General features: G+C 65.7%; 15 protein-coding genes. 4 read left to right on the forward strand and 11 right to left on the reverse strand.

The window, feature by feature from the left end; all coding sequences use genetic code 11:
• Positions 1 to 9: 9 nt before the first annotated feature.
• Together HNP02_RS00900 and HNP02_RS00905 are read right to left on the reverse strand one after the other, a co-directional pair.
• On the reverse strand, positions 10 to 288 hold the full coding sequence (locus HNP02_RS00900; protein WP_184433195.1) for a hypothetical protein: 279 nt from the start codon (positions 286 to 288) through the stop codon (positions 10 to 12).
• On the reverse strand, positions 285 to 1,079 hold the full coding sequence (locus tag HNP02_RS00905) for an inositol monophosphatase family protein (RefSeq protein ID WP_184433197.1): 795 nt from the start codon (positions 1,077 to 1,079) through the stop codon (positions 285 to 287). Before HNP02_RS00905 ends, HNP02_RS00900 begins: the two co-directional genes overlap by 4 nt.
• Positions 1,080 to 1,262: 183 nt before the next feature.
• On the opposite strand from HNP02_RS00905, the gene HNP02_RS00910 reads away from it, so the two are divergent.
• Entirely contained in the window at positions 1,263 to 2,036 is a 774-nt protein-coding gene (locus HNP02_RS00910; RefSeq protein WP_184433199.1) for a GntR family transcriptional regulator, read from the forward strand.
• Between the two features lie 36 nt (positions 2,037 to 2,072).
• Here HNP02_RS00910 and ileS read toward each other — a convergent pair whose 3' ends face one another.
• Both ileS and HNP02_RS00920 read right to left on the reverse strand, forming a co-directional pair.
• Positions 2,073 to 5,219: an isoleucine--tRNA ligase gene (ileS, locus tag HNP02_RS00915; protein WP_184433203.1), complete on the reverse strand. Its 3,147-nt coding sequence runs from the start codon at positions 5,217 to 5,219 to the stop codon at positions 2,073 to 2,075.
• 277 nt (positions 5,220 to 5,496) lie between these two features.
• Entirely contained in the window at positions 5,497 to 6,120 is a 624-nt protein-coding gene (locus tag HNP02_RS00920; RefSeq protein WP_184433206.1) for a hypothetical protein, read from the reverse strand.
• A gap of 136 nt (positions 6,121 to 6,256) precedes the next feature.
• Here HNP02_RS00920 and HNP02_RS00925 point away from each other — a divergent pair, with 136 nt between their 5' ends.
• Positions 6,257 to 6,622: an XRE family transcriptional regulator gene (locus HNP02_RS00925; RefSeq protein WP_184433209.1), complete on the forward strand. Its 366-nt coding sequence runs from the start codon at positions 6,257 to 6,259 to the stop codon at positions 6,620 to 6,622.
• A gap of 43 nt (positions 6,623 to 6,665) precedes the next feature.
• Positions 6,666 to 7,400, forward strand: coding sequence for a hypothetical protein (locus HNP02_RS00930; RefSeq protein WP_184433212.1), 735 nt, complete (start codon positions 6,666 to 6,668; stop codon positions 7,398 to 7,400).
• On the opposite strand, the gene HNP02_RS00935 is transcribed toward HNP02_RS00930, so the two are convergent.
• Positions 7,381 to 7,776 (reverse strand): MerR family transcriptional regulator, encoded by a 396-nt coding sequence (locus HNP02_RS00935; RefSeq protein WP_309241350.1) that lies wholly within the window; start codon positions 7,774 to 7,776, stop codon positions 7,381 to 7,383. The genes HNP02_RS00930 and HNP02_RS00935 overlap by 20 nt on opposite strands.
• An 81-nt stretch (positions 7,777 to 7,857) precedes the next feature.
• A complete protein-coding gene (locus tag HNP02_RS00940; protein WP_309241351.1) occupies positions 7,858 to 8,889 on the reverse strand; it encodes an acyl-CoA dehydrogenase family protein in 1,032 nt (343 codons plus the stop codon).
• A 344-nt stretch (positions 8,890 to 9,233) separates the two neighbouring features.
• Between HNP02_RS00940 and HNP02_RS00945 the strand changes: the two genes are divergently transcribed.
• On the forward strand, positions 9,234 to 11,006 hold the full coding sequence (locus tag HNP02_RS00945) for an AMP-binding protein (RefSeq protein WP_184433217.1): 1,773 nt from the start codon (positions 9,234 to 9,236) through the stop codon (positions 11,004 to 11,006).
• Here HNP02_RS00945 and HNP02_RS00950 read toward each other — a convergent pair.
• The 5 genes from HNP02_RS00950 to HNP02_RS00970 all read right to left on the reverse strand — a co-directional run bounded on the left by HNP02_RS00950 (position 10,946) and on the right by HNP02_RS00970 (position 25,524).
• Positions 10,946 to 14,383, reverse strand: coding sequence for an MMPL family transporter (locus tag HNP02_RS00950; protein WP_255506087.1), 3,438 nt, complete (start codon positions 14,381 to 14,383; stop codon positions 10,946 to 10,948). The two genes, HNP02_RS00945 and HNP02_RS00950, sit on opposite strands and share 61 nt — an antisense overlap.
• Before the next feature lie 10 nt (positions 14,384 to 14,393).
• The gene (locus HNP02_RS00955) at positions 14,394 to 15,641 is read right to left on the reverse strand and encodes a glycosyltransferase (RefSeq protein WP_184434873.1); all 1,248 of its coding nucleotides are present in this window, start codon (positions 15,639 to 15,641) and stop codon (positions 14,394 to 14,396) included.
• A gap of 53 nt (positions 15,642 to 15,694) precedes the next feature.
• Complete coding sequence (locus HNP02_RS00960) at positions 15,695 to 17,125, reverse strand: condensation domain-containing protein (protein WP_309241352.1); 1,431 nt, start codon at positions 17,123 to 17,125, stop codon at positions 15,695 to 15,697.
• A 64-nt stretch (positions 17,126 to 17,189) separates the two neighbouring features.
• Positions 17,190 to 23,423 (reverse strand): type I polyketide synthase, encoded by a 6,234-nt coding sequence (gene pks2, locus HNP02_RS00965; protein ID WP_221317092.1) that lies wholly within the window; start codon positions 23,421 to 23,423, stop codon positions 17,190 to 17,192.
• An 832-nt stretch (positions 23,424 to 24,255) separates the two neighbouring features.
• Positions 24,256 to 25,524 carry a serine hydrolase domain-containing protein gene (locus HNP02_RS00970; RefSeq protein WP_309241353.1) on the reverse strand — a complete coding sequence of 423 codons (1,269 nt, stop codon included), beginning with the start codon at positions 25,522 to 25,524 and terminating at the stop codon, positions 24,256 to 24,258.
• Positions 25,525 to 25,625 lie beyond the last annotated feature (101 nt).

Raw genomic sequence — 25,625 nt, forward strand, 5'->3', positions numbered from 1 at the left:
ATCAACACGTCAGCCTCCAAGGTTTTCGGTGACGGGTTCCAGCGAGTCGTCATCGAGTTCGCCGCGGATGTCTTCGACGATGTAGAACGCCGTCAGAGTCAGTCCGAGGGCGAAGGCATCGATGATCCAGTACATGATCGCGAACGGGATGCCCAAGATCTCGAAGCTGATTCCGCTGCCCCACAGATACAGCGGCGGGAAGAGGGCGAACAGGAGCGCCAGGGCATACAGCGTCCCGAAGAAGGTGAGAATGGACCGGCGACTGAGCGCCCGAACGTGATCTTTCATTTTCGAATTCCTTGAGCTCGATGGCGAATTCCGGGCGCCACGTACGACAACAGCGTGTCGTGGACCAACCCATTGCTGGCGATCCCATTGCGACCGTCGAATACTCGGCGACCGTCGAGGCTGGAGAACCTGCCACCGGCCTCCTCGATGATCACCGACATCGGTGCCAAGTCGAAGGGCTGTGCGGTGTAGTCGACGACGGCGTCGGCGAGTCCACAGGCCACCATTGCGTACCCGAACGCATCCCCCCAGGTGCGCAGGACCACACCCTGCGCGTGGAGGTCCCCGATGACCTCTGGGTCCCAGTCCTCCAACCAGGTCGCCATCACGTAGGCGCCGTCGAGGACGTCTCGGGTGGACACCGCCACCCGCGCACCGTTCTTCCAGCAGCCCTTGCCCCGTTCGGCGTGGACGATGACGCGGGCGCTTGGCATGTTGATGATGCCGAAGACGATCTCGTCACCTTCCTGTAGCGCGATCAGGTTCGCGTACAACGGGACTCCTCGGATGAAGGACTTGGTCCCGTCAATGGGGTCGACGATCCAGCGGTATCCGCTGTCGCCGTCGATGTCGGGGTACTCCTCGCCGGCGAAGGCGTCGTCGCCGAACTCGTTCGAAACCGCGGCGCGCAGATATTGCTCGATATCCCGATCGGTCTCGGTGACGGGCGACCCGTCGGCCTTGGTCTGGACGCGCAGACTTCGGGTGTCGAAGTGCTGGCGCGACATTTGTCCCGCCACCTCGGCCATTTGCAGGCCGAACTGGATGCGCTGCGTGCGACTCTCGCTCACGAGGACAACGATCCCGATAGACCATTTCTGGTTCGTTGAACCGGGTGTTACGCACGTGTAACGGCTGCTGCGCACTCTCGCCGCGGTGTCGCTGTGAACTTGCCCGCGCGAACATGCGACTCACGACGTGCCGCCCTACCGTGGAGGGCGACACCACGGGGGCCGGCGGAAGGAGGCCAGGTCATGCTGTTGCTCGAGAATGCGCACGAGGCACTCCGACGACTCGCCGACGAACTCGCCGAACGCGGCGAGGCGAGGCTGCCCAACGAGCGGGCACTGGCCGAGCGGTTGGAGACCTCGCGCACCACTGTTCGCAAGGCCCTGGATCTACTCGAGTTGGACGGAACGATCCGTCGGGTCAAGGGCCGTGCGGGCGGCGCTTACCTCACGCAGCTGCCGCAGCGGGATGCCTCGCCACAGGCGGCACGGCCGCTGTGCCGCAGTCGCGGCATCCTGCGCAGCCTCAACACGGTGAAGGGCATCCCGGAGATCCTGCACGAGCAGGGCTTCCGCGACGGCACCACCGTCATCAAAACTGGGCTGGTACCTCCGCCGTCTCGGGTCAAGGCGGCCCTCGCGCTGCCCGGGTCTGAACCCGTGGTGTCACTGTTGCGGCTGCGCCATGCCGACGGCGAGACGCTGTCGCTGGAACTGATGTACCTGCGTGCCGAGCTTTCGTGGGTGCTGCGTACCGAGTTGAAGTCGGTGTACCGAACGTTGTGGTCGGAATTCGGGCTGCAGATCTGCGTCGCCGACGAGTCCATCGGGATCGCCGCCATATCAGCCGCGGAGGGCACCTTGCTCGGTCAGCCGCCGGACACGCCCGTGCTCAAACTGGAGCGCACCGGTTACGACCAGCACGGCCGCCCCATCGAGTACTCCGTCGACCTGTTCCGTGCAGACCGCACCCGGCTGCAGGTGCGGTCGCAGTCACCGATCAGCACACAGCAGAGATAGGGACGCCTGCGCCGTTCAACGCTTCGCGCTACCTGCTCAGGCCTTCGCGATCGACGCCCTGACACCGTCGCCGATGTCTGAACCCTCGGGCAGCTCGCCGAATTCGAAGCTGGTGGCCAGGATCTCCCGCGCGATCAGGCCGCTGTGGGTTTCCGCCCAGCCAGCGCGCTCGGCGGGCACGTCGATCACGACGCTGATGCGGTCGGACACGTCAAGCCCGGTGGACTTGCGCAGCTCCTGCAGTTCGCGGATCCGGTCCTTGGCCCAGCCCTCGGCCTCGAGTTCCTCGGTGACGGTGCCGTCGAGCACCACCAGACCCGCTCCACCCGGCAGCGCCACCGTGAACGCCGGGTCAGCAGCGACCAGCTTGGAGCTGTACTCCTCGGGAAGCAGCGTGGTTGGACCTGCGGTCAGCGTGCCGTCGGGGTTGACCACGCCCTCGCCGGCCTTGACCGCCTTGATCGCGGCCTGGACGTCCTTGCCGATCCGCGGCCCTGCGACCCTGGCGTTGACGGTCAGCTCGAAGCGGCCGTAGGCGTCGATGTCGTCGGTCAACTCGACGGCCTTGACGTTGAGCTCGTCGGCGATCAGATCGACGAAGGGCCGAAGCTTGTCCGGGTGCTCCACTGCGACAGTCAATTTCGGTAGCGGCAACCGCACCCGCAGGTTCTTCGCCTTGCGCAGCGACGATGCCGCCGAGCACACGTCGCGGACCTGGTCCATGGCCGCCACCAGATCGGGATCGGCGGGCAGCAGACCGAGTTCCGGCCAGTCGGTCAGGTGCACCGAGCGCTCCCCCGTGATACCGCGCCAGATCACCTCGGAGATCAGGGGCAGCAGCGGAGCCGCCAGTCGCCCGGTGACCTCCAACACGGTGTGCAGGGTGTCGATGGCATCGGGGTCCTCGGCCCAGAATCGCGAACGCGACCGTCGCACATACCAGTTCGTCAGCGCCTCGGTGAACTGTCGAATCTGATCGCAGGCTCCGGAGATGTCACACGTGTCCATCGCCTCGGTGAGGTCGTCACGCAGCACCGCGAGCTTGGCCAGGATGTAGCGATCGAGCACGTTCGTCGAGTCGGTCCGCCATGTGCCCTTCTCCGGCGCGTACAGCGCAAGGAACGTGTACGCGTTCCAGAACGGCAGAAGCACCTGCCGGACGCCCTCCCTGATCCCCTGCTCGGCGACGACGAGGTTGCCGCCCCGCAGGATCGGCGAAGCCATCAGGAACCACCGCATCGCATCGGAGCCGTCGCGGTCGAAAACCTCGGTGACGTCGGGATAGTTGCGCAGCGACTTGCTCATCTTCTGCCCGTCGCTGCCCAGCACGATGCCGTGCGATACAACGGTTTTGAAGGCGGGCCGGTCGAACAGCGCCGTGGCCAACACGTGCAGTAGATAGAACCAGCCACGGGTCTGGCCGATGTACTCGACGATGAAATCGGCGGGATTGTGCGCGTCGACCCCTACCTCGCCGCCGGCGCCGCTGACGCCGTCGAACCACTTCTGATTCTCGAACGGGTAGTGCACCTGTGCATACGGCATCGAGCCCGAGTCGAACCACACGTCGAAGACGTCCTCGATGCGCCGCATCGTCGACTTCCCCGTCGGATCATCGGGGTTGGGCCGCGTCAGTTCGTCGATGTAGGGCCGGTGAAGATCGGCCGGGCGTGCGCCGAAGTCGCGCTCGAGTTCGTCGAGGCTGCCGTACACGTCGACTCGGGGATAGGCCGGGTCGTCGGATTTCCATACCGGAATCGGACTGCCCCAGTAGCGATTTCGCGAGATCGACCAGTCGCGGGCACCCTGCAGCCATTTGCCGAACTGGCCGTCCTTGACGTGTTCGGGATACCAGGTGATCTCCTGATTGAGCTCCACCATGCGATCCCGGAACTCGGTGACCTTGATGAACCAGGACGACACCGCGCGGTAGATCAACGGGTTCCGGCACCGCCAGCAGTGCGGGTAGGAGTGTTCATACGTCTCGTGACGCAGCAGCACGGCGCCGTTGGCCGCAACGGGGCCGCTGCCGTTCTTCAGGTCGCGGATGATCTGTGGGTTCGCGTCGAACACGTGCTGTCCGGCGTAGTCCGGCACCGTCGAGTCGAAGCGGCCCTTCGAGTCGACCGGCGTGACTGCTGCGATGTCCGCCGCATCGGCGGTCGCCTTGTCGTCCTCACCGTAGGCAGGCGACATGTGCACGATGCCGGTGCCGTCCTCGTTGGTGACGAACGGGCCGGGAAGGACCTGAAAGGCGTTGGGCGAGTCCATGAAGTACGGAAAGGGCGGCAAGTAGCGGATGCCAAGGAGTTGCTCTCCGGCGAAGGTCCTCAACACCGTCGGTTCCTCGCCGAGCTCGCGGGCATACGCCGCGACGCGGGCTTCCGCGAGGACATAGCGGTTGCCGTCGGCCGCTTCGACCTCGACGTAGGTCATCGTGGGGTTGACTGCGACCGCCTGGTTCGATGGCAGAGTCCACGGGGTCGTCGTCCAGATCAGCAGCCGTGCGCCTGCCAGCTCGCCGTCTACGACCAGGAAACCCACCGTCAGCGCAGGATCCTGGCGGCTCTGGTAGACGTCGTCGTCCATCCGCAGCTCGTGGCTGGACAGCGGGGTCTCGTCGTTCCAGCAGTACGGCAGCACGCGATAACCCTCGTAGGCAAGGCCCTTGTCCCACAGCTGCTTGAACGCCCACAACACGGACTCCATGAAGCTGGGGTCCAGCGTCTTGTAGTCGTTGTCGAAGTCGACCCAGCGGGCCTGGCGGGTTACGTACGCCCGCCACTCCTGCGTGTACTTGAGCACCGACGCGCGACATGCCTCGTTGAACTTGTCGATCCCCAGCTCTTCGATCTGCGCCTTCTCTGTGATACCGAGTTGACGCTGCACCTCGAGTTCGGCGGGCAGACCGTGGGTGTCCCAGCCGAACCGGCGCTCCACCTTGTAGCCCCGCATGGTCTGGTACCGCGGCACGATGTCCTTGACGTAGCCGGTGAGTAGGTGGCCGTAATGCGGCAGCCCGTTGGCGAACGGCGGGCCGTCGTAGAACACGTACTCCGGTGCGCCATCGCGCCGATCGATGCTGGCGCGGAATGTGCCGTCGGCGTCCCAGTAGTCCAGCACCTCGGTCTCGAGCTGCGGGAAGTTGGGGGCCCCGCCGGCCGGCTTGGGGTAGGCAGTCACTGCGCGGTCGTCTCCTGTGCCAGAACGTCAGGCACGGGGACGACGCAGCGCGTATGCGCGAACGCCGCGGTACCACCCCGCTTGCGCACCAGATCTAGTCCCCGTCGCTTCGCTCGCCCCGGGAAGGCACGCCGCTCATTCGGGCGTTGACGGGCCCACCCGTTCGGCTCTACTGGGCTTCATCAGCCGTTCTTCCGAAGGCTCCCCGGTGATGGCCGGATCGGTGCCTATGGCCTCGATCCTAGAGGCTAGGGGTTTCGCGAAGCGAATTGTTTGGCTAGTGGGCCATCGCCAACTCGGTGCCGGCCAAGACGGGCGCGGCGGCCTCCGAGGTCAATTCGACGAGCGCGTACGGCAGCTGCTCGGAGAGCTCCTGGATGGTGTGGCGCTCGAAACTGGGAGCGTCGTACCACCAATCCAGCACCAGAACCTCGCCACGACGGTGTGCGTACAGCTCGAGCAGGTGCCCGAGTCCCGCGGGCTCGGGCTCGCAGGTCTCGTTGGCGAAGAGGATGTCGGACAGCGGTTGCGCATGCGGATCGTCCGGCACGCCGTGCACGGTCCGTCGCAGCGACGCCGCCGCCGTCATGTGATGGACGCCGGCCAGCATCTCGGTCGCGTCGACGCGCTGCGGACCAACGCACGACAACTGCACCGGATACATGGTGCGGCCATGACCCAGCAGGTCGACGGCGGCCACACCCTCGCCGATGGTTCGCTGGATCGCCCGGCCGAGCGCGGCGAGCAGGATGTCGTCGGCGCTCACCCCGAGGGCCAGGCTCGCACCGTCGAGTTCCTGTGTGAGGACTTCCGACATCTCCGCGGAAAGGACTGCGATGTCGCCGTCCTTTCGACTGCCAGCGACGTCGTAATCGGTGATCTGCAAGTTTGCGGACTTCATGTGACCGAGATTACAGCAAATTCCCAAAAGTGGGAGACCTCTACCAAAACTGTGACGACCGTGTCAATTATCGGTCGACATTCCTCTTTTCGATAGCTACTGCCCAATCCCGGGAACCGGGTCTATGGTGATAGCTGTGCCGCGCACTGATGAGAACGGCAGGCAACTCAAAGCCCTGCTCGATTACCTGCTCGACGGCGATGTCGACGCCAAGGCGATCTACGACGCTCTTGGCACGTCCAGTAGTACGTACTACCGGCGCATCAAGGAATCGGACTATCCGAACGCCGAGGAGCTGCGCCACATTGCGGACCGGTTCCACCTCAGCTATCCCGACCTGCAGGTTCGGTTTGGCCTGATGAGCCGCGAAGAGGTCTGGACGTACCTCGAGACGGCGCCGCTGAGCGTCGCCACCGCGACCGACACCCAAACCGACACCCAGACGGTTCGGCGGCCCAAGTTGTCGCAACTGGCGCCGCGACCCGACGCACCCCCGCTTTAGCAGTACTATTTGCTGACGGCATTCCAGCTCGAAGGCGACCCCGATGGCACTAACAGTCCTGATCACGATCACCATGGCATGCATTGCATGGAGTTTGTGGATTCGGCGTGTCACGTGGTCGTGCCGCTGGGAGGTTGCCGCCACCCTCAACATCGCACTGCAGGGCGTGACGGTGCTACTCATGTCACCGCTGGCCTCCGAGACCCTGGGGCACTGGCTGCACGCCCTGACCGGCAAGTGGAATCTCGAGGACTACATCGGCCACGACCTGTACATCGTGGCCGCGTCGGCAGTGGTCTACAACACCATGGGCCGGTTGCAGGACGACCACGTCATGCGGAAGACGTTCAAGCAGTACGTCGAGCTTCCGGCCACGCTGTGCATCCCGATCCTGTTCGCGACCTTCACGTTGGGCAACGGCGCGCGAATCTACCGGACGGACTTCTTCGAGGTGCCCACCGACTTCTGGCTCAACATGTATTGGCTGCTGCTCTGCGGCACCCTGATCTACCTGCTGGGTTACGGAGCGCGTGCGCTGTTGGTGCTGCGAAGGGATCCGCGGTCGCGGCGCGTCGCCAACATCTATCTCATCGCCTCGGTCAGCGGTGTCGCCGCGTGCACGGTCCGCCTCGTCACGGCGTTCGTGCCGGGGTGGCAGGCGATCGAGGGTGGCACCTTCGTGTGGATCTTCGCCTGCGGGTGCGGAGCCGGCTTCGCGCTGGCGTCGGCGCACTCGTGGCGAATCAAGACGAAGTGGTTCAGCAAGGCCAGCCGCTGACCACCTGAGTGCCGCAGTCACAGGCGTCGACCGAGGTACACGGGCAGTTCATCGCCCAGTCGATGATCTCCCTGGCCCGCCGCAAGGTGGCCATCTGCGTGTCGATGTCGTCCAGCTTGGCCTTCGCCAGCGACCAACTCACCGGACGTCCTGGATCGGCGTCGGTCAGCAGCACCCGGATCTCGTCGAGGCTGAAGCCTGCCGTCTTGCAGCAACCGATCACCTCGAGCCTGGTCATCACCGATTGGTCGTAACGTCGGCGCCCTGCGACCCTGGTCGGTGGGCGCAGCAGACCCGAATCCTCGTAGTACCGCAACGTCGTGGCCGCCACGCCCGAACGCCGCGCCACTTCGCCAATCGACAACTTCGTGTCCACGCCATCCATCCTGGCGTGAGAAGCTGCGCCGTGCGACCACCAGGAAGATCTGGCCCGACAGCGTCATCGTCGCGGTGAAGCTCACCAGCGCCGATGCGAAAACCGCTGTACCAGAGACTGTTTCAGCTCCGGACGACTCGCCGCGACGAGGGTGAACGTCGCGTACCTGGCGAGCAGCTGAGCAGGCGATGCGCTCAGCAGTGCCGACCCGCCGTCGCTGACGACCAGGGTGGCCGCGGCCCGCACGGCAAGCTCGGCGCCGTCCGCTCTTGCTTCGAGCAGTCGGGCCGAATCCCCGAGTCCGGCGTCCAGCCTCCCGCGGATCGCGTCGGCGTCGGCACGCAATGCCTTCGCCTCGTCGGTCCGGTCCCCCGCCTCGACCAGCGCGGCGCAGCGCAGCACCAGCCCGATCGGCAGCGTGCCGTTGAGTCTCGACCCGAAGTTCTGGGCGGCCATGAACTGGGCGCGGGTGACCCGGCTGACGATGCGCTCATCGGGGATCACCGGGCCGTCGACGTCGAGGGAGACGGTCTCGGTGGCGTCGGCGACGAACAGCGACTGGTGGGACACGCCGGTGATTCCCGCCGCGGGCTCGGCGGTGATGATGCCCGCCACGATGTCGCCAGAGTCGACGTCGCCCGCCGAGACCTGCAGGACGTCGACGACACCCCAGCCGCTGACGAACGGGGCGTGACCGGACAACCGCCAGCCGCCGTCCACCCGTTCTGCGCGCATCCTGGGCGGTACGGGCACGGCACCGGCGAATGCCACGCCACCCCTGGTCCGGCCTGCGATCAGCTCCGGTAGCAGTTCATCGCGCAGGGCCGTGTTCGGCGACGCGGACAGCGCCGCCAGCACCCCGTGATGCTGCACCCAGGTGAACGCCGTGGCCAGGCATCCACCCGCCATGATCTCGAGGATCTCCAGGAGGTCCGCGAATTCTAGTCCGGGACCGCCGAGTTCGAGCGGTGCCGCGATCCCGTAAAGGCCGGCGTCGGCCAGTGCGCGCCAGTGACCGTCCGGGATCTCGCCGCTGGAATCGACGTCGAGTGCGGCGGGAAACAGGACCTCGTCGGCGATCTCGCGCGCCAGGTCCACCAGATGCGTGGTCACGCTCGGAGACGATATCGGTCCGCCTCGCCGGTGTGGCCTGGATCACCGTGTGGGCGAACGAACGCATCGCCCACCTGTACCTGAATGAGCTAATTGACGCTCCGGCAACGAACGATGAATAGAGCCCAGCAGTTCGTAGTGCACATATATATGATTTGGCGAATCATGGTGAACCTCAGTTGATTTGCTGTTCCACTACCACGGGCGTCGTTGCGACGACGATACCCGGCTCGGCCCACGCCCGGCGCCCTGCACCGTTTGGCCATGGAGCCGCCTCCCGTGCTCTGATTCCCTAAGCTCTAGCTACTGTTTCCCGCACTCCTGCTGTTGAGAGGGGCCAGCCGATGTCCGGCTCGTCGATTCCCGAGATTCTCCGCGAGCGAGCAAGCTTGCAGCCGAATGACACGGCGTTCACGTTCGTCGACTACGAGTCGGATTGGGACGGCGTATCGACCACCCTGACGTGGGCCCAGCTCTACCGCCGCACGACCAACCTCGCGCGCGAGCTCAGCGGGATCGCCAAGACCGGTGATCGCGCCGTCATCGTCGCCCCGCAGGGCCTCGAGTATCTGGTCGCGTTCCTCGGATCGCTTGAGGCGGGCCTCATCGCCGTGCCGCTGTCGATCCCGATGGTCGGAGCCAGCGATGAGCGCGTCACCGCGGTATTGCGTGATGCCGCACCGACCGTCGTGTTCACCACCTCGTCGATCGCCGACACCGTGGCCCCCTACGTGCAGCCGTCCGACGGCCGCCACGCGGCGACCCTGCTCGAGGTCGACCGGCTGGACCTGGACACCAGGAATCGGGCCATCCGTCGCGAGGAGCCCCGACCGGAAACCGCCTACCTGCAGTACACCTCGGGATCGACAAGGACACCTGCGGGCGTCATGGTGACCAACCGGAACCTGGCGGCGAACTTCGAACAGATCATGCGGGACTTCTTCCCCGAGTACGGCAAAGTCTCCCCTCCAGGTACCACTGCCGTTTCCTGGCTGCCCTTCTACCACGACATGGGCCTGATCCTCGGCGTGTGCGCCCCCATCCTCGGCGGATGGCAAACGGTGGTAACCACACCGTTGTCCTTCCTCGCCCGTCCGGCCCGGTGGATGCAGTTGGTTGCCGGCGCCAACAACGCGTTGACGGCAGGGCCGAACTTCGCCTTCGAGTTGGCCGCCGGCCGCACCTCGGACGAAGACATGGCCGGACTCGACCTGAGTCGCGTGGTCGGATGGATCAGCGGCGCCGAACGGGTCCATGACGCCACGCTCAAGCGATTCATTCAGCGGTTCAGCAAGTTCGGCCTCTCCGACAAGGTGATCAAGCCGTGCTTCGGCCTCGCCGAGGCGACGCTGTACGTTGCTACACGCACGCCGGACGTCCCGAAGGCCGTCAGCTTCGACCTCGACGAACTGTCCGCGGGTAACGCCATACCGACCGAAAGTACCGACGGCACACCGTTGGTCAGCTACGGCGTCCCACTACGGTCCGAGGTGCGGATCGTCGATCCCGAGGCTCGCAGCGAGTGCCCCGCAGGCAAGGTCGGCGAGATCTGGTTGTACGGCGACAACATCTGCCTTGGCTACTGGGACAAGCCCGAGCAGACCGAGGAGACCTTCAACGGAGTGATCGAGGCACCGTCCGCGGACACCCCGGCGGGACCGTGGCTGCGCACGGGTGACCTCGGTTTCATCTTCGAGGACGAGCTCTACGTGGTCGGACGCATCAAGGACCTGCTGATCGTTCGGGGGCGCAACCACTATCCCGACGACATCGAGGCGACCATCACCGAGATCACCGGCGGCCGTGTTGCCGCGATCTCGGTCCAGGACGACCGCACCGAGCAACTGGTCGCGATCATCGAGGTCAAGAAGCGCGGCGACACCGACGCAGAGATCCTTGAGACGCTTCAGTCCGTCAAACGCGATGTGACGTCAGCGATCTCGACGACGCACGGACTGACCGCGGCAGATCTGGTGCTGGTGTCTCGCGGCTCGATCCCGATCACCACTAGCGGCAAGATCCGCCGCTCGGCGTGTGCCGAGCAGTACCGCAAGGCTCAGTTCGCGCGGCTCGACGAGGAGCTGGCTTCGGCGGGCACTGGCAGCCAGTCGTCCTGACAGTTCTCCGCAACCAGCGGATAGTGCCGTAGCGTCCGCACGGGCTCCACGATCGTGCAGGCATCGGCATCGCAGATCTCGCCGAGCGGATCGATCGCCGTGTCCTTCTCGTCGATGTCGACGGCGTCGTTCTGTTCGATGACGGCCGTGTCCGCCTCGTCTTCGTCGACCTCCACCTCGGCGGCGGCCGCGTCCACCTCGGGGGCGTCGACCTCGTGCTTCTCCTCGACGACGACACCGTTCAACTCGGCAGCGTCCGTCTCTTCTGCGTCCGTCTGTTGAACGACCGACTCGGCGGCGGCCAACTCGGTGACTCGACCCTCGTCGTGCACCGACTGCCAGCGCACCCGCCGATGCTTCGCCGCCTTCCTGCCCGCCGGCCACCAATTCGCATTGCCCACAATGACTGCCATCGCAGGCACGGTGATGGTGCGCACCACGAACGTATCGAGCAATAGTCCGACGCCGATGATGAAGCCGGTCTGCACGATGTTGCTGATGCTGCTGGCCATCAGGCCCAACATGGACGCCGCGAAGATGAGGCCCGCCGAGGTGATGACGCCACCGGTCGATCCGACGGTGCGGATGACGCCAGACCGGATGCCGCGACCCACCGCCTCCTCGCGGATCCGCGAGATCAGCAGCAGGTTGTAGTCGGCACCCACCGCGACGAGAACCAAAAACGCCATACCAGGCACGTTCCACGAAAGCTGTTGCCCCAGAACGAATTGAAAGAACAACACCCCGATCCCCACCGCGGAGACGTACGAAAGGATCACCGAGGCAACCAGGTAGATGGGTGCCACCAGCGAGCGCAGCAGCAACACCAAGATGAGGAACACGACGATGAGCGTGACGATCATGATCCACTGGACGTCGCCGTTGTAGTAGTCGCGAATGTCCCTCTGCGCCACCGAGAATCCCACCATCGAAACCTTGGCGTTGGCCAGGGTGGTGTTGGGCAATGCGGTCTCGGCGGTCTTGATGATCTCCTGCACCTGATCCATCGCCGCCGTGCTGAACGGATCGAGCGCGGTCTGCACGAGGTAGCGCGCGGTGTGGCCGTCCGCGGAGATGAAAAGTGTCGCGGCCTTCTGGAACTCGGCCTGGGTGAGGATCTCGGGCGGAATGTAGAAACCCGACATCGGCGGATCCGCGCCATCGCGCTTCATCGCCAGAAGGAATGCCGACGCCTGGTCCATGCCCGAGCCGATGTCCCGCGTCCTGTCGACGAGCGTCTGGACGCCGTCGGCGAGCTGGCGACTGGCATCCGCGAGCTGGGTGACCCCGTCCTGCGCGCTGGTGAGCTGCTGCTGGATGCCTGCCGGATCGGCAACGCCGAGCTGGCGCGCCGCCGCGGTCGCGTCATCGACGGCCTTGCCAAGCCCGGGAACCACTTCGTCGAGCGTCTGAGCCCCGGTCGAGGTCTCGAGTTTCTGACCGAGATCGGACAGTTTGGTCAGCGTTCCGTCCTCGTAGGCGGTGACGACCATGTTCAAGTCGTTGCGCGATGCCATGCAGCGCTGGTCGAGATTGCACAGCGGATTGTTGTTGAGCACGTTGACGAGCGGATCCGCCCACGCATAGATTCCGGCGATCTTGGAGATGTTGTCGTTGAGCGTTCTACCGAGTCCCCGCATGTTGGCGACCAGGCCGGAGGAGTTGTCGACGTCGTCGAGCGACTTGCTCCCACCCATCTTGGTCTGCATGTCCGCAAGTGAGCTCACCAGGCTCCGGACCGGGAGGATGGCACCGACGACCTTGCTCTTGACGTCACCGAGCACGTCGGCCATTTGGTGGGCTCCCCCGCTCAACCGGTTCAGATCCGAGTCCCCGGCCTGGATCTGCGTCGACCCGTCGAGCAGTTTGTCACCGACCTCGCCAACCTGGAAGCTGGTCTTGGCCTGCTCGAGCACGTCGCCGGTCGGTCGGGTGATGCCCCGCACCAGATCGATGCCGGGAAGTGCGCTGACCCGGTGTGCCAGCTGCTCGAGATCGGCCAATGCCCGTGGCGAGCGCAGGTCGACGTTGGGAGACTTGACCATCAAGAACTGCTGCAGAGTGCCTGCCACCGGGAAGTGCGCATCCATGGCGGTGTAACCGCGGTTGCTCGGCGAATCGGCCGGTAACGTCTTGCGGTCGTCGTAGTTGTACTTGGCCAGTGTCACGGTTGCTGCCAGCGCAATGAGGATCACCAGGCTCGCCACGAGGTGAACCCTTGGCCTGCGCGCGATGTGCACGCCGGAGCGTCGCCAGAACCGGCCCGTCATGTCCTTGCGCGGCTTGATCCAGCCCCTGCGCCCGGCCAGCACGATCAGGGCGGGCAGCATCGTAATCGCCGCGAAGTAGCCGGTCGCGATGGTGAAGCTCAGGGAAAGGCCGATGGTCTGGAAGATGCCAAGCGTCGTGAAGGCCAGCCCGGCGAAGGCAATGGCCACCGTTCCCGCCGATGCCGTGATCACTCCGCCGATCGAGGCGAGTGCCTCGACGAGCGCGTCGTCCGTCGTCCGTCCGTTCCGCACCAATTCGTGGTAGCGGCTGAACAGGAACACGGCGTAATCGGTTCCCGCGCCCATCAACAACCCCGTCATCAAGACGAGGGTCTGAGGCCCGACGGGCAGGCCTGCATAGAGGCCGAGTCCTGCCACCACCTGTTGTGCCACGACGAGGGAGAGCCCGATCGTGGCCAGCGGCAGCAGCATCGCGATCACGTTGCGGTACACCACCATGAGGATCGTCAACACCATCAACACCGTGGCGATCTCGATGAAGTGCTGGTCTTCCGCCCCAGTCGAGGTGAGATCGTCCATCGTCGCCGCCGGGCCGACCACGTTGGCGGTCAGGGTCGTGTTCGCCGTCGTGTCCTTGACGATCTGGACGACTTTTCGATACGCCACCTGCCCGTCGCCGGTGCCCATCACACCGACCATGTTCACCGGCAGCTGCCAGGCCTTGTTGTCAGTGCTCTGGAGGGCTTGCTTCAGCTCGGGAATCGCGATGAAGTCCTGCGTACCAACCACACTCGACTTGTCCGCGTGGAGTTTGTCCACGAGCGTCTTGTAGGTGGCGTCATCGGCGGCGGTCAGCCCAGCCGGGTCGCTGAGGATGACGACCGCGACGTTGTCCGAACTGGGCTCCTTGAAGGCCTGCTTCATCTCGGTGCTCGAGACGAGCACGGGAGAGTCGCTCGGCAGGAAGGCAGGCGGCTTCAGCACCGCCACGACCGGTAGCGGCGGGATCGCCAGGAAGAGGGCAATCGCCAGTGCGACCCACGCCGCGATGACCATCAGCGGGTGACGGACGATGAAGCGCCCGAGTACCGGAAAACTCGCTCCCTTGAACGGTTTCCGGAGTTTTTCGCCGCCAGGCATCCTCATGGCGATCACGTCACTTCGCGGCCATGACGCTGGCCTTCTCCTCGAGGAGATCGGCGGTGGTCTCGATACTGGTCCCTGGCTTGGTCAGCTGGGTCGCGACATCGCGGGCGCGGGCGGTGAAACGAGGAGCCAGCACCGTACGGAGGTCGGTGAGTAGCCGGTCCTGGGTGGTGGACGAGAATCGCCGGGAGATGCCCACTTCGAGCCGCTTCACCTGGTTTGCCCACACCGGCTGGTCGGCTCCAACCCACAGGACCAGCGTCGGCACACCGGCGCGCATACCGGCGGCCGTGGTGCCCGCGCCACCGTGGTGCACGACTGCTCGGCAGGCGGGGAACACCGCCGCATGATTGACCGCGCCGACCAGCTTGACGTGGTCACCGTAAGCGGTGTCGTCGAGATCCCAGACCCCGGAGGAGACGAGCGCACGCTCCCCCAGCTTCGCGCATACCTCACTGATCATGGCGACCGCCTCCGCGGGTGATTCGACGGGCATGCTGCCGAATCCGAAGTATATCGGTGGTTTGCCGTGAGCGATCCAGGAAGCGACATCGTCGTCGGTCGGGGTCGGCAATTCCATCGTAAGGGCGCCGACGAACGGCCGCGTCCCGTCCCATTCCTCGGACAGGCCGGGAAAGAACAGTCGGTCGTATGCCTGAATCTCGAGCGCGCCGCCCTCGACGATTCGCCGCGCGCACCGGACCGTCGCCGCAGGCAGACCGAGTTCGCGCCGCTGTTCGTCCTCGGCGTCCTTCATCATCCGCCAGTGCAGCCATTCGATGGACGCCCACACCGAGCGGATCAACGGTGGCGGCGCCGGAATCGGGACCGCGCTGCTGTTCACCCTGGCCGGGAAGTAGTGCAGCGCAGCCAAGGGGACGCCCCGGTACTCGGCGACGTTCGCTACCACCTCCTGGTAGGTCGTCCCCGTCAAGATCAGGTCGGTGTCCTCCGAGAGCGCGACGAGCGTCGCACTCATCTCCGCCCAACCCTCGGTGATGTAATCCATGCCCTTGCGCACTAGCGTGACGGGGTTCTGGATCTTCCAGAATTCGCGGAAGAAGTCGGCCTCCAACTGCTTCTGGGAATCGGGCCCGTAGGCCACCACACCCGGCACGCCCGCAGACTCGACGAAGTCGATCAGGTTGGGCGGTGCCGCCATCCGCACCTCGTGCCCGCGGCGCAGTAGCTCACGACCGACGGCAGCGCAGGGTTCCACGTCACCCCTGGTGCCGTGCACCGCCAGAGTGAACCTCAGTGGTTCGTCCCTGCCTGCCATCGATCCACCCGTCCGTCTGGGAGGAGGCGAGATCAAGCCGTCTCACGCATGGAGGTCACGACCACCTCGCGGCCTTCGGCCACTCCGGCGTAGACCTCCTTCATGGCCTCGACGTAGCGCGTGACCGACTCCCTGGCGATCGGGTTGTCCGGGAAGGAGACCGTCAACGACGTCTCGTCGTGGACGCGCCCCACCCACATGCAGATGTGCGCCGGGCTCAGTCCGTCGCTGTACGCCCGCGCGTTCACCCCGTCGAGATGGGAGGCGACCACCGCGGAGAGCGGGGGCAGCCCGGCATCGAGATAGGCCAGCATGGGGAAACCACGCTGCGACCTATGCAGCCACGGCACCAACTCAAGCACCCGGTCGAACGGGACCTTCGCCAGGTCGGTGTTGGCGTCGAACGACTTCTGCGCCGCGCGCGCGGTCTGCGCGAACGAGCCCGCCGTCACGGGCACACCGACCGGGATCATGCCGGTGAACCAGCCACACGTCATGAACTCCTCGGGACTGGTGCGCATGTCCTTCGGCGTCATGCCGTAGTACGTGTCCACCCCGGTCACCCGGTACTGCGCGACGGCCGCGGCGGCGAAGACCCCGCCGACGAACCGCGAACCCGCGGCAATGCAGGCGTTTTCGAAGGCCGCCGTCTGCTCAGCATTCATCAACTGGGTGACCAAGAGGTCGCCGCCGCACGGAGTGTTCGGATCGCCGAGTGGCAGCGAGAACTCGGGAAGGGTCCCGTCGTTGCTACTCGCGAAGTCGATCCAATTGCGCACCAGCGGAGAATCCGCAGTCAGCGCCGACGTGTACTGATGCTGGCGAACGCAGTAGTCGTCATACCCGCTGGGCTCCGGAAGCTGCGGGGGCGCACCGCCTTCGAGCAACGCGACGTAGGTCTGATGGATCTCGACGAACAAGCACGCCATCAGCATGGGATCGGTATGCACGTGGTCCACGATCACATAGAAGGTGAAGTGGTCCTCGTGCTGAATGATCCCGAAGCTGAAGCAATCCCAGTCGGCCATGACCGGGGTGTCGAGGATCAGCTGGTGGAAGTCCTCGGCCACCATCTCACCGCGCTTGGTCGGGACGAACTTGATGTCGTTGGGATTCTGGATCGTCCGCCGCACGATGCGGGCATCGTCGCGGTACTCGAACCAGCTGCGATAGGTGTCGTGGCGACGCAGATGCGCGTTGATGACGTAGTTCATCGCACGCTGATCGCACTGGCCCGGCTCATCCCAGGAGACGGCCACCAGCCGCGAGTACTCCAGCCCGCGCTCGGCGAACTCGTGGAAGCCCCGAATGTGCTGAGCCTGCATATAACTGGCAGGCACGGTGCTCACCGGTGCAGCCATCGCCTTGGCCTTCGATGCCGGCGACGCGTGCCACGACACCACCGAACCCGTACCAGGCTGCCACTCTTCGAGCCTGACAATCTCCAACGCCCCTACGAACACCGTTCACTCCTCACTGCGCGCGCAACACTCAAGACAAGGACGACATCGGAATCCGGCCGAGGCCTCATGCAGCCACCTCCGCGGGCTCCAATTTTCCGCAGAGGGAATCCGCCAATCCACGAATCGTGGTGATGTCGGTTGCGGTAATGCGTATCCCCGTCTCCGTCTCCACGCGAGTGCGGAGTTCGAGATTGCCCAGCGAGTCCAGCCCGTACTCCGAGAGAGGACGGTCCGGGTCGACGGACCTGCGCAGGATCAGGCTGATCTGATCGGAGATCAGACGCCGGAGCCGGGCAGGCCACTCGTCGCGCGGCAGCTCGTTCAGTTCGGCGAGGAACTGACTGGTACCCGAGCTGCCCCTGCCCAGCGACTGGAATGCCTCGGCGAACTTGCTGGTCTGCGCGAACGCCGTCAACCATGGCGTCCCGGCGATTGGTGCATAGCCGGTGTAGCCGCGGTTGAAGCGCGCCAGGACGTCGAAGGCATGGGCACCGTCGTCGGGCGCGATGGCCATCGAGCCGTCCTCGGCCATGGCCTGGCCCTTGCCGATCTCGGCCCACGCCCCCCACGCGACGGCGCTTGCAGGCAGGCCCTGCGCCCGGCGCCAGTGCGTGAAGGAATCCAGCCAGCTGTTGGCCGCGGCGTAGGCACCCTGGCCCGGCGAACCCACCATGGCCGCAGCCGACGAGAACGAGCAGAACCAGTCCAGCGGTTGATCCTTCGTGGCCTCGTGCAGATTCCACGCGCCGTACACCTTTGGCGCCCAGTCCCGTTCGACGAGCTCGTCGGTGATGTTGCCGAGCGTGGCGTCCTCGACGACCGCCGCGGCGTGCAGCACGCCGCGCAGCGGGTGCCCCGTGGCCGTCGCGTCCGTAACCAGGCGCTCCGCGGTGCCGCTCTCGGCGATGTCACCGAGTGACACCTCCACCTCGGTGCCGCGTTCGCGGATGCGCTCGATCGCTTGCAGCACATCGGCTTTCGGTGTGGACCGACCGTTGAGGATGATCCGCCCCGCGCCTGCCGCCGCCATCTTGTCTGCGAGGAAGAGCCCGAGGCCACCCAGACCGCCGGTGATGACGTACGCACCATCGGAACGGAAGGCCGGCACCTGTTCGGGCGGCTGGACCACCCTGTGCTTGCCGGTGTGCGGGACGTCGAGCACCAGCTTGCCGGTGTGCTCGGCGGCACCCATCACGCGAATGGCGGTCGCACCGTCGCTGAGCGGGTGGTGCGTGGTCTCCGGCAGCGGCAACGTGCCGTCCGCGATCTTCGCGTAGATCGTCTCGAGCAGACGAGACAGCTTGCCGGGGTTGGTGATCATCAGCAGCCCGAGGTCCACGGCGTAGAACGAGAGGTTGCGGCGGAACGGGAACAGCCCCATCTTGGTGTCGCCGTAGATGTCTCGCTTGCCGATCTCCACGAACCGACCGCCGAAGCTCAGCAGTTCCAGACCTGCCCGCTGGGCGGCACCTGGCAACGAGTTGAGCACGACATCAACCCCATAGCCGTCCGTATCCTTCTTGATCTCATCGGCGAACTCAATGCTGCGGGAATCGTAGACGTGCTTGATTCCCATGGTGCGCAGCAGTTCTCGGCGATCCGGACTACCCGCGGTTGCGAAGATCTCGGCGCCCGCCGCCTTGGCGATGGCGACGGCCGCCTGACCAACTCCACCGGTTGCGGAGTGGATCAACACCTTGTCGCCCGCTTCGATCCTTGCCAGGTCGTGCAGGCTGTACCAAGCGGTGGCGTGCGCGCTTGGCACGGCCGCCGCCCGCTCCTCGGGCACCCCTTCCGGGATCTTCACCGCGAGTGCTGCATCGCAGGTGACGAACGTGCACCACGCACCGTTGGCGGAGATCCCTGCGACCTTGTCACCGACCTGGTGCTCGGTGACACCGACGCCAACCGCTGTGACCTCACCGGCGAAGTCGGCACCGAGCTCGGGCAACCGGCCCTCGAAGCTCGGGTACCGGCCGAAGGCCACCAGCACGTCGGCGAAGTTCAGGTTCGACGCCGATACCGACACCTCGATCTGACCCGGTCCAGGCGGCACGCGGTCGTAGGCCGAGAGCTCGACCGACTGAAGGTCGCCAGGCTGACGGATCCGCAGACGCATACCGTCGTGCTCGGGCTCGACGACGACGGACCGCCGCTCGTCGGGCTGCAGCGGGCTCAGGTTGAGCCGAGCCGTGTACCACTCGCCATCGCGCCAGGCGGTCTCGTCCTCATCGGAACCGGCAAGCAGCTGCGTGACAACCAGCTCGGCACCCGTTGCGTCGTCGACGTCGATCTGGGTGGCGGCCAATCCCGGATGCTCCATGCCGATCACCCGCATCAGCCCGCGTAGCCCGCCCTGCTCGAGGTTGGCGACGTCACCGGCACGCACCGTCTGGGCGTCCCGCGTGACCAGGAACAGTCGAGGCGGCTCGCCCACGATCTCCGGCAGCTCGCGTGCGATGCGCACCAGGTGGCGCACCAGGTCTCCACCCTTGCGCGGGGCGTCGGCGTCCGACGTGGCGTCACGCGGCGTGACGACCACGACGCCTCTGAACGCGGAGGCGGTGAGCTGCGACCGCAGTTGCTCGGCGTTGGACAAGTGATCCGCGCGCTGCGGCCAGACCATCGTTGCGATCTGAGCGTCCTTGACCTTCAGCGTTTCGGCCAACTCGGCCGCGAACTGGTCGGACCCGTCCGACGTGCTCACCACGAGCCAAGAGCCCGCCTCGACGGCTTCGGCCTCTGGAGTGTCCTGTCGCTTCCAGTCGATGGTCAGCAGCCGCTCGTTGAGCGTGCGTTCGCGCTGCCCCGACTCGGAGACGCCGGTACCCATGCGCAAGCCGGTAACCGAGAGCAGCACCGCGCCGTGCTCGTCGAGCACCTCGATGTCGGCCTCGACCGCCGCCGCGCTCGCGCTGGTCAACCGCACGTAGCAGTAATGGGCGTTGCGGGTCGATGCGTGCGCGCGCAGGCGTCGCACGCCCAACGGCAGCATCAGTGTTCCAGTGACGTCGGAGTGCAGATCGGGGTGCGCGCCGACCGCCTGGAAGCAGGCGTCGAGCAGCGCGGGATGCACGCCGTAGGCACCTTGCTGGGATCGGATCGAACCCGGCAGTGCCACCTGGGCCAGCACGGATCCACCAGGTCCTTCGGTGGTGTGCGCGCTCGTCAGACCGGTGAACGCGGGGCCGTACTGGATGCCCCGTGCGTCGTACCAGTCCCGCAACTCGGCGCCGTCGAGTTCCACCGGATGGGCGGCCAGGAGGTCCGCCATCTGGTACGCGGCAGGCTCGTCCTCGCCTTCCACCGCACTGAGTATCGCTGTCGCCCTTCGAATTTCCTCACCTTCGAGGTAGGTCTGCACCTGGAACTGGGCGACACCGGCAGGAGTGATCGACGCGACGGCCGAAACCGGGGTGTCCTCCTCCAGCAAGAGCATCGCCTCGAAGGCGATGTCGCGAGCCTCGGATGCCTCGCCGATGACCGCGCGGGCCGCGGCCAACGCCATCTCGCAGTAGGCGGCGCCCGGCAGCGCGGCCACGCTATGCACCTGGTGATCGCCAAGCCACGGCTGCGCGTTCGTGCCGACGTCGGACTGCCAGACGTGACGTTCGGGCACCTCGGGCAGCCGGACGTGTGCACCCAACAGCGGATGCACGGCAAGCGTGGAGGCGCCCTGCTCCAGCCCGTCGCGGGTCAGGATCAGGTGAGGATGCGTCCACGTCGGCAGCGGCGCGTCCACCAGCGCCCCGTCGGGCCACAGCACGGAGAAGTCGATCGCGGCGCCCGCACTGTGCACGTCCGCGACGAATCCGCGCAGACCGTTCGGCAGCTCCTGCTCGCGACGCATGCTCGCCAGCGCCGCAAGCCGGATGTCGAGGCTGCGGGCGTTCTGGTCGACTGCGTGGGTGAGCAGCGGGTGCGGCGCGAGTTCGCCGAACACCCGGAATCCGTCTTCGAGCGCCGCCTGCACGGCTGCGCCGAACCGGACCGCGTGCCGCAGGTTGTCCACCCAGTAGTAGGCGTCGAAATCGGCAGGATCACGCGGATCGTAGAGCGTTGCCGAGTAGTACGGGACCTTCGGCTCCATCGGCTCGATGTCGGAGAGCACCTCGGCCAACTCGTCGAGAATCGGGTCGACCTGAGGCGAATGCGATGCGACGTCGACCGCCACCTCGCGCGCCATCACCCCGCGCGCCTCCCACTCCGCGACCAGGGCGCGAACCGATTCCTTGGCCCCGCCGACGACCGCCGACTGCGGCGATGCGACCACGGACAACACGACGTCATTGACGCCACGCGCGGCGAGCTCCGAAAGCACCTGCTGCGCGGGCAACTCCACCGACGCCATCGCGCCGGAACCCGCGATCTTCACCATCAACTTGGACCGACGGGAGATCACCTTGACGCCGTCGGCGAGCGACAGTGCGCCAGCAACGACGGCGGCCGCCGCCTCGCCCATCGAATGGCCGATGACGGCTCCCGGTGCAACGCCGTAGGCCTTCATCGTGGCGGCCAGCGCGACCTGAACCGCGAACACTGTGGGCTGCACCCGATCGATGCCGGTGACCGTCTCCGAAGACGACATCGCCTCGGTGACCGAGAATCCCGACTCGGCTGCGATCAGCGGTTCGATCTCCGCGACCGTCTTGGCGAACACCGGCTCGGCGGCCAGCAGACCCGCACCCATCGCGGCCCACTGCGAGCCCTGCCCAGAGAACACCCAGACCGGGCCGTGGTCACCCTTGGCGACCGCCGGCTCGACCGGCAGCTCGCCGCCTGCGAGCTCCCGCAATGCGGTGACCAGCTCGGTGCGGTCGCCGGCCAGCGCCACGGTGCGCACCGGCCGGTGCGCACGCCTGCGTGCCAACGTGTATGCCAGATCCGACAACTCGGCCTCGGACTCGACGTGGTTCTCCACCCAGTCGGCCAGGCGTCCTGCCGTGGCGTGCAATTCCTCGACCGAGGTGGCCGACAGCGGGAACAGCGCCCGCCCCGTCGGCTGGCCCGCGTCGGACTGCTCGATGGTGCGCGGCGCCTGCTCGGCCGGTCCCTGCTCGAGAATCGCGTGCACGTTGGTGCCCGACAGTCCGTACGACGACACCGCCGCGCGACGCGGGTGCTGGCCGTTGGTCGGCCATGGCGTCGCCTCTTCCGGCACGAAGAGGTTCGTCTCGATGCGCGCCATCTCTTCTGGCAGCGCCGTGAAGTGCAGGTTCTGCGGGACGGTCGCGTGTTGCAGCGCGAGGATGGTCTTCATCAGGCCGACTGCGCCGGATGCGGACTGGCTGTGCCCGAAGTTGGTCTTCGCCGAGCCGAGGGCAGTGGGCCCAGCGGTGCCGTACACGGCGGCCAGGCTCGAGAACTCGATCGGATCACCGACGGGCGTGCCGGTGCCGTGCGCCTCGACCATGCCGATCGTCGTGGGGTCGATGCCGCCGGCCGCCAAGGCCGCCCGGTAGGCCGCCTCCTGTGCGTCGCGGGACGGCGTGGCGATGTTGACCGTGTGGCCGTCCTGGTTGGTTGCAGTGCCGCGAATGATGGCGAGAACGCGGTCGCCGTCGGCCTCAGCGTCCTCGAGGCGCTTCAACAGCAACACCACAGACGCCTCGCCAGAGACGAATCCGTCGGCGTTCACGTCGAACGCGTGGCAACGTCCCGTCGGCGACAGCATGCCTTGAGCCGATCCCGAGGACATCTTGCGGGGTTCGAGCATGATCGACACACCGCCGGCAAGGGCGAGGTCGCTTTCGCCGTCGTGCAGGCTGCGGCACGCCATGTGCACGGCGAGCAGGCTCGACGAGCACGCAGAGTCGACCGTGTAGGCCGGACCATGCAGACCGAGGTGGTAGGCGATTCGGCCTGACGCCATGCTGAAGTTGTTGCCCGTGAACCCGTAGGGGCCGTCGATGACACCGGCGTCCGCGGAAAGCAATTCGTAATCGCAGCCGGTCAATCCCATGAACACGCCACCGAGAGAGTCGATCAGCGTCGCAGGGTCGATGCCGGCATGTTCGACGGCCTCCCAAGCGGTTTCGAGAAGCAAACGGTGCTGCGGATCGATCCCGGTCGCTTCGCGCTCGTTGATGCTGAAGAACTCGGCGTCGAACCCGGCGATGTCGTCGATGAACGCGCCCCACTTGGAGACTGAACGGCCTGGCACACCGGGTTCCGGGTCGTAGTACTCCTCGGCATCCCATCGATCCAGAGGCACCTTCGTGACGGTGTCGTCACCCCGTAACAGCGACTCCCAAAGGGCTGCCGGCGAGTCGATGCCTCCCGGCAGGCGGCACGCCATGCCGATCACGGCGACTGGGGAGACCGGTGTGTCTGCCACGTAATTCAACCTCTTCCACGTACGTACTTCGGTGCCCCGACCGGGCTAAAAGTGCGAGAAATGTAAATCGGCTAAGCCGCGGCGCTGCGGCAACTCGCCCTCTCTAGTTCCTGTCGACAGTCGCAAACATGAGTCGGAGCCTAACGGCCGCACAGGCATGAAGTGCGGTAGTTCGGGCAAATCATCAACTGTCTCCTCACCTACAACATTGCTCGGCGGGAAGATTACACCTGCAGCTACCAGTTCGTCTTCTCCAACGAAAACAGGGCGTTACGCTGCACAAACGCCAAAAATTAACGTCAGGTGTCAATTTTGGCGACAAGAGTCTGCGGCTGTAATCATTTCGCCAGTGATATATCTAGCAAATGTTTCTTAGGTGAACTCAAGATTTCTCATTAGTGTCAGGGCAAACTGTCGATTGAATCGTACTCATGGTCGAATTTCGCGCTATAACCGCCATTTATGCAGGAAAATGGACGTGCGCGTCAATGTGAACGAGGTCAGAATCGACACCTTCGAGCCGATCGTGGCGACGCGTCGAGTTCGACATCTTCCCGAAGCCAGGAGGGCCTGTGCAATCGTTGCCGGGATAACGGTGACACCCAACATTGACGTTCTGGCAACTTCGTAAGCCAGACCATCAATGTTTCGGGTACCAGCGTACGCCCACGAGCGGGCCATTCGACGAAATCGGCTGTGCGGCAAGCGCTTCACGCGGACAACATACGTTGTCTGCACCAAGTTCAGATCTGCCCGAAGTTATCGACGTGGCGACATCGGGACGGCGGTGGCGCTAACCGGTCGCAGTGGTTCGCTCGGCGAACGGCGAACCGGCTTCCGTCACGGCTGCGAAACCGTACTTGCGTGACTGCGCGACGCCCCGGCGAATCAGTGCGGCGGTCGCCACGAAGCCCACCTGATCGCTGACCACCAGCGGGGTCAGCAGGCGATTGTGCACGAACCCGAACGCCAGGCCGGTGGCCGGATCGGCCCACCCGAGCGAGCCGCCAAGACCAACGTGCCCGAATCCGGGCATGACCCCCGGCAGCGGCACACCGTGGTATCCCAGGTGGAACGACAGCGGCATGACGAGGTTGCCGTCCGGGTACAGGCTGGGTCTACCGGTGAGCCCGGCGACGAGTTCGGCTGACAGGAACTGCGTGCCGTCGATCGTGCCGCCGTTGGCGATGGCGCCGTACATGCGGGCCAGCGCCCGCGCGGTGGCCACCCCGTTGGCCGCAGGGAGTTCGGTGTCCAGCAGCGGGATGTCACCCTGCACGCTGGCCTTCATCCCTGGGAAGTACATCGAGCCGAAGGCGTTCGAGAACGGTAGAGCTGCCAGACGAGGCGCGACGAGGTTGAAGATCGGGTTCTGCAACCTGCTCTGCGGCCCGATGATCCGAGCGGGCTGCGTCGGCGCGTCCACTGGAGGCCGACCGAGGTGGAATCCGTCGGTGCCGAGCGGCTCGGCGAGTTCGGTGCGGAACAGCTCCCCCATGCCGCGCCCGGTGACGGCGCGGGCCAGGCCCGCAAGCAGCCAGCCGTAGGTCAGCGCGTGGTAGGCCGGTCGCCCCTTCAGCCAGCCCATCGGGGCGGCCGCGAGCCGTTCCTCCATCAGGAGGTGGTCCATCAGGTCGGCACCGCTGGCCCGGTTCAGGTGCGACAATCCTGCCCGGTGCCGCATCAGGTCGCGGACGGTGACGGCCGACTTCCCGTTGGCCCCGAATGCCGGCCAGTATTCGGCCACCGGGACGTCGTATTCGATCAGGCCACGGTCGACGAGCCGGTGGATGACGGTCGACGCCATCCCCTTGGTCGCGGAGAACACCATGGCTCCGGTGTCAGCGTTCCATGGCCGGGTGCCGCGGCGGTCCGACCAGCCCGTCCACACGTCGACGACGGGCACGCCGTCGAGGTAGACGGCCAGTGCCCCACCACCGAACCTGCGTCCTGGAAACATCTGCGAGAAGGCGCGCACGGCGCAGCCGAAACTGGCGTCTGCGGCGCCGTGGACGCCGTGCGGAAGCGCAACGCTGCGCTCCCGAGCTGATGCAGGGGTCACAATCTAGTCAACTTACCTGCAACCGCGGCAAACTTGCCAACCGTTATGGATCTGTTAGGTGACCGCGGCCGACGGTGACGAGAAATCCCAGCCAGCAAGCG

It is taken from the genome of Mycobacterium sp. AZCC_0083 (assembly GCF_014202335.1).
Taxonomy (GTDB): Bacteria; Actinomycetota; Actinomycetes; order Mycobacteriales; family Mycobacteriaceae; genus Mycobacterium.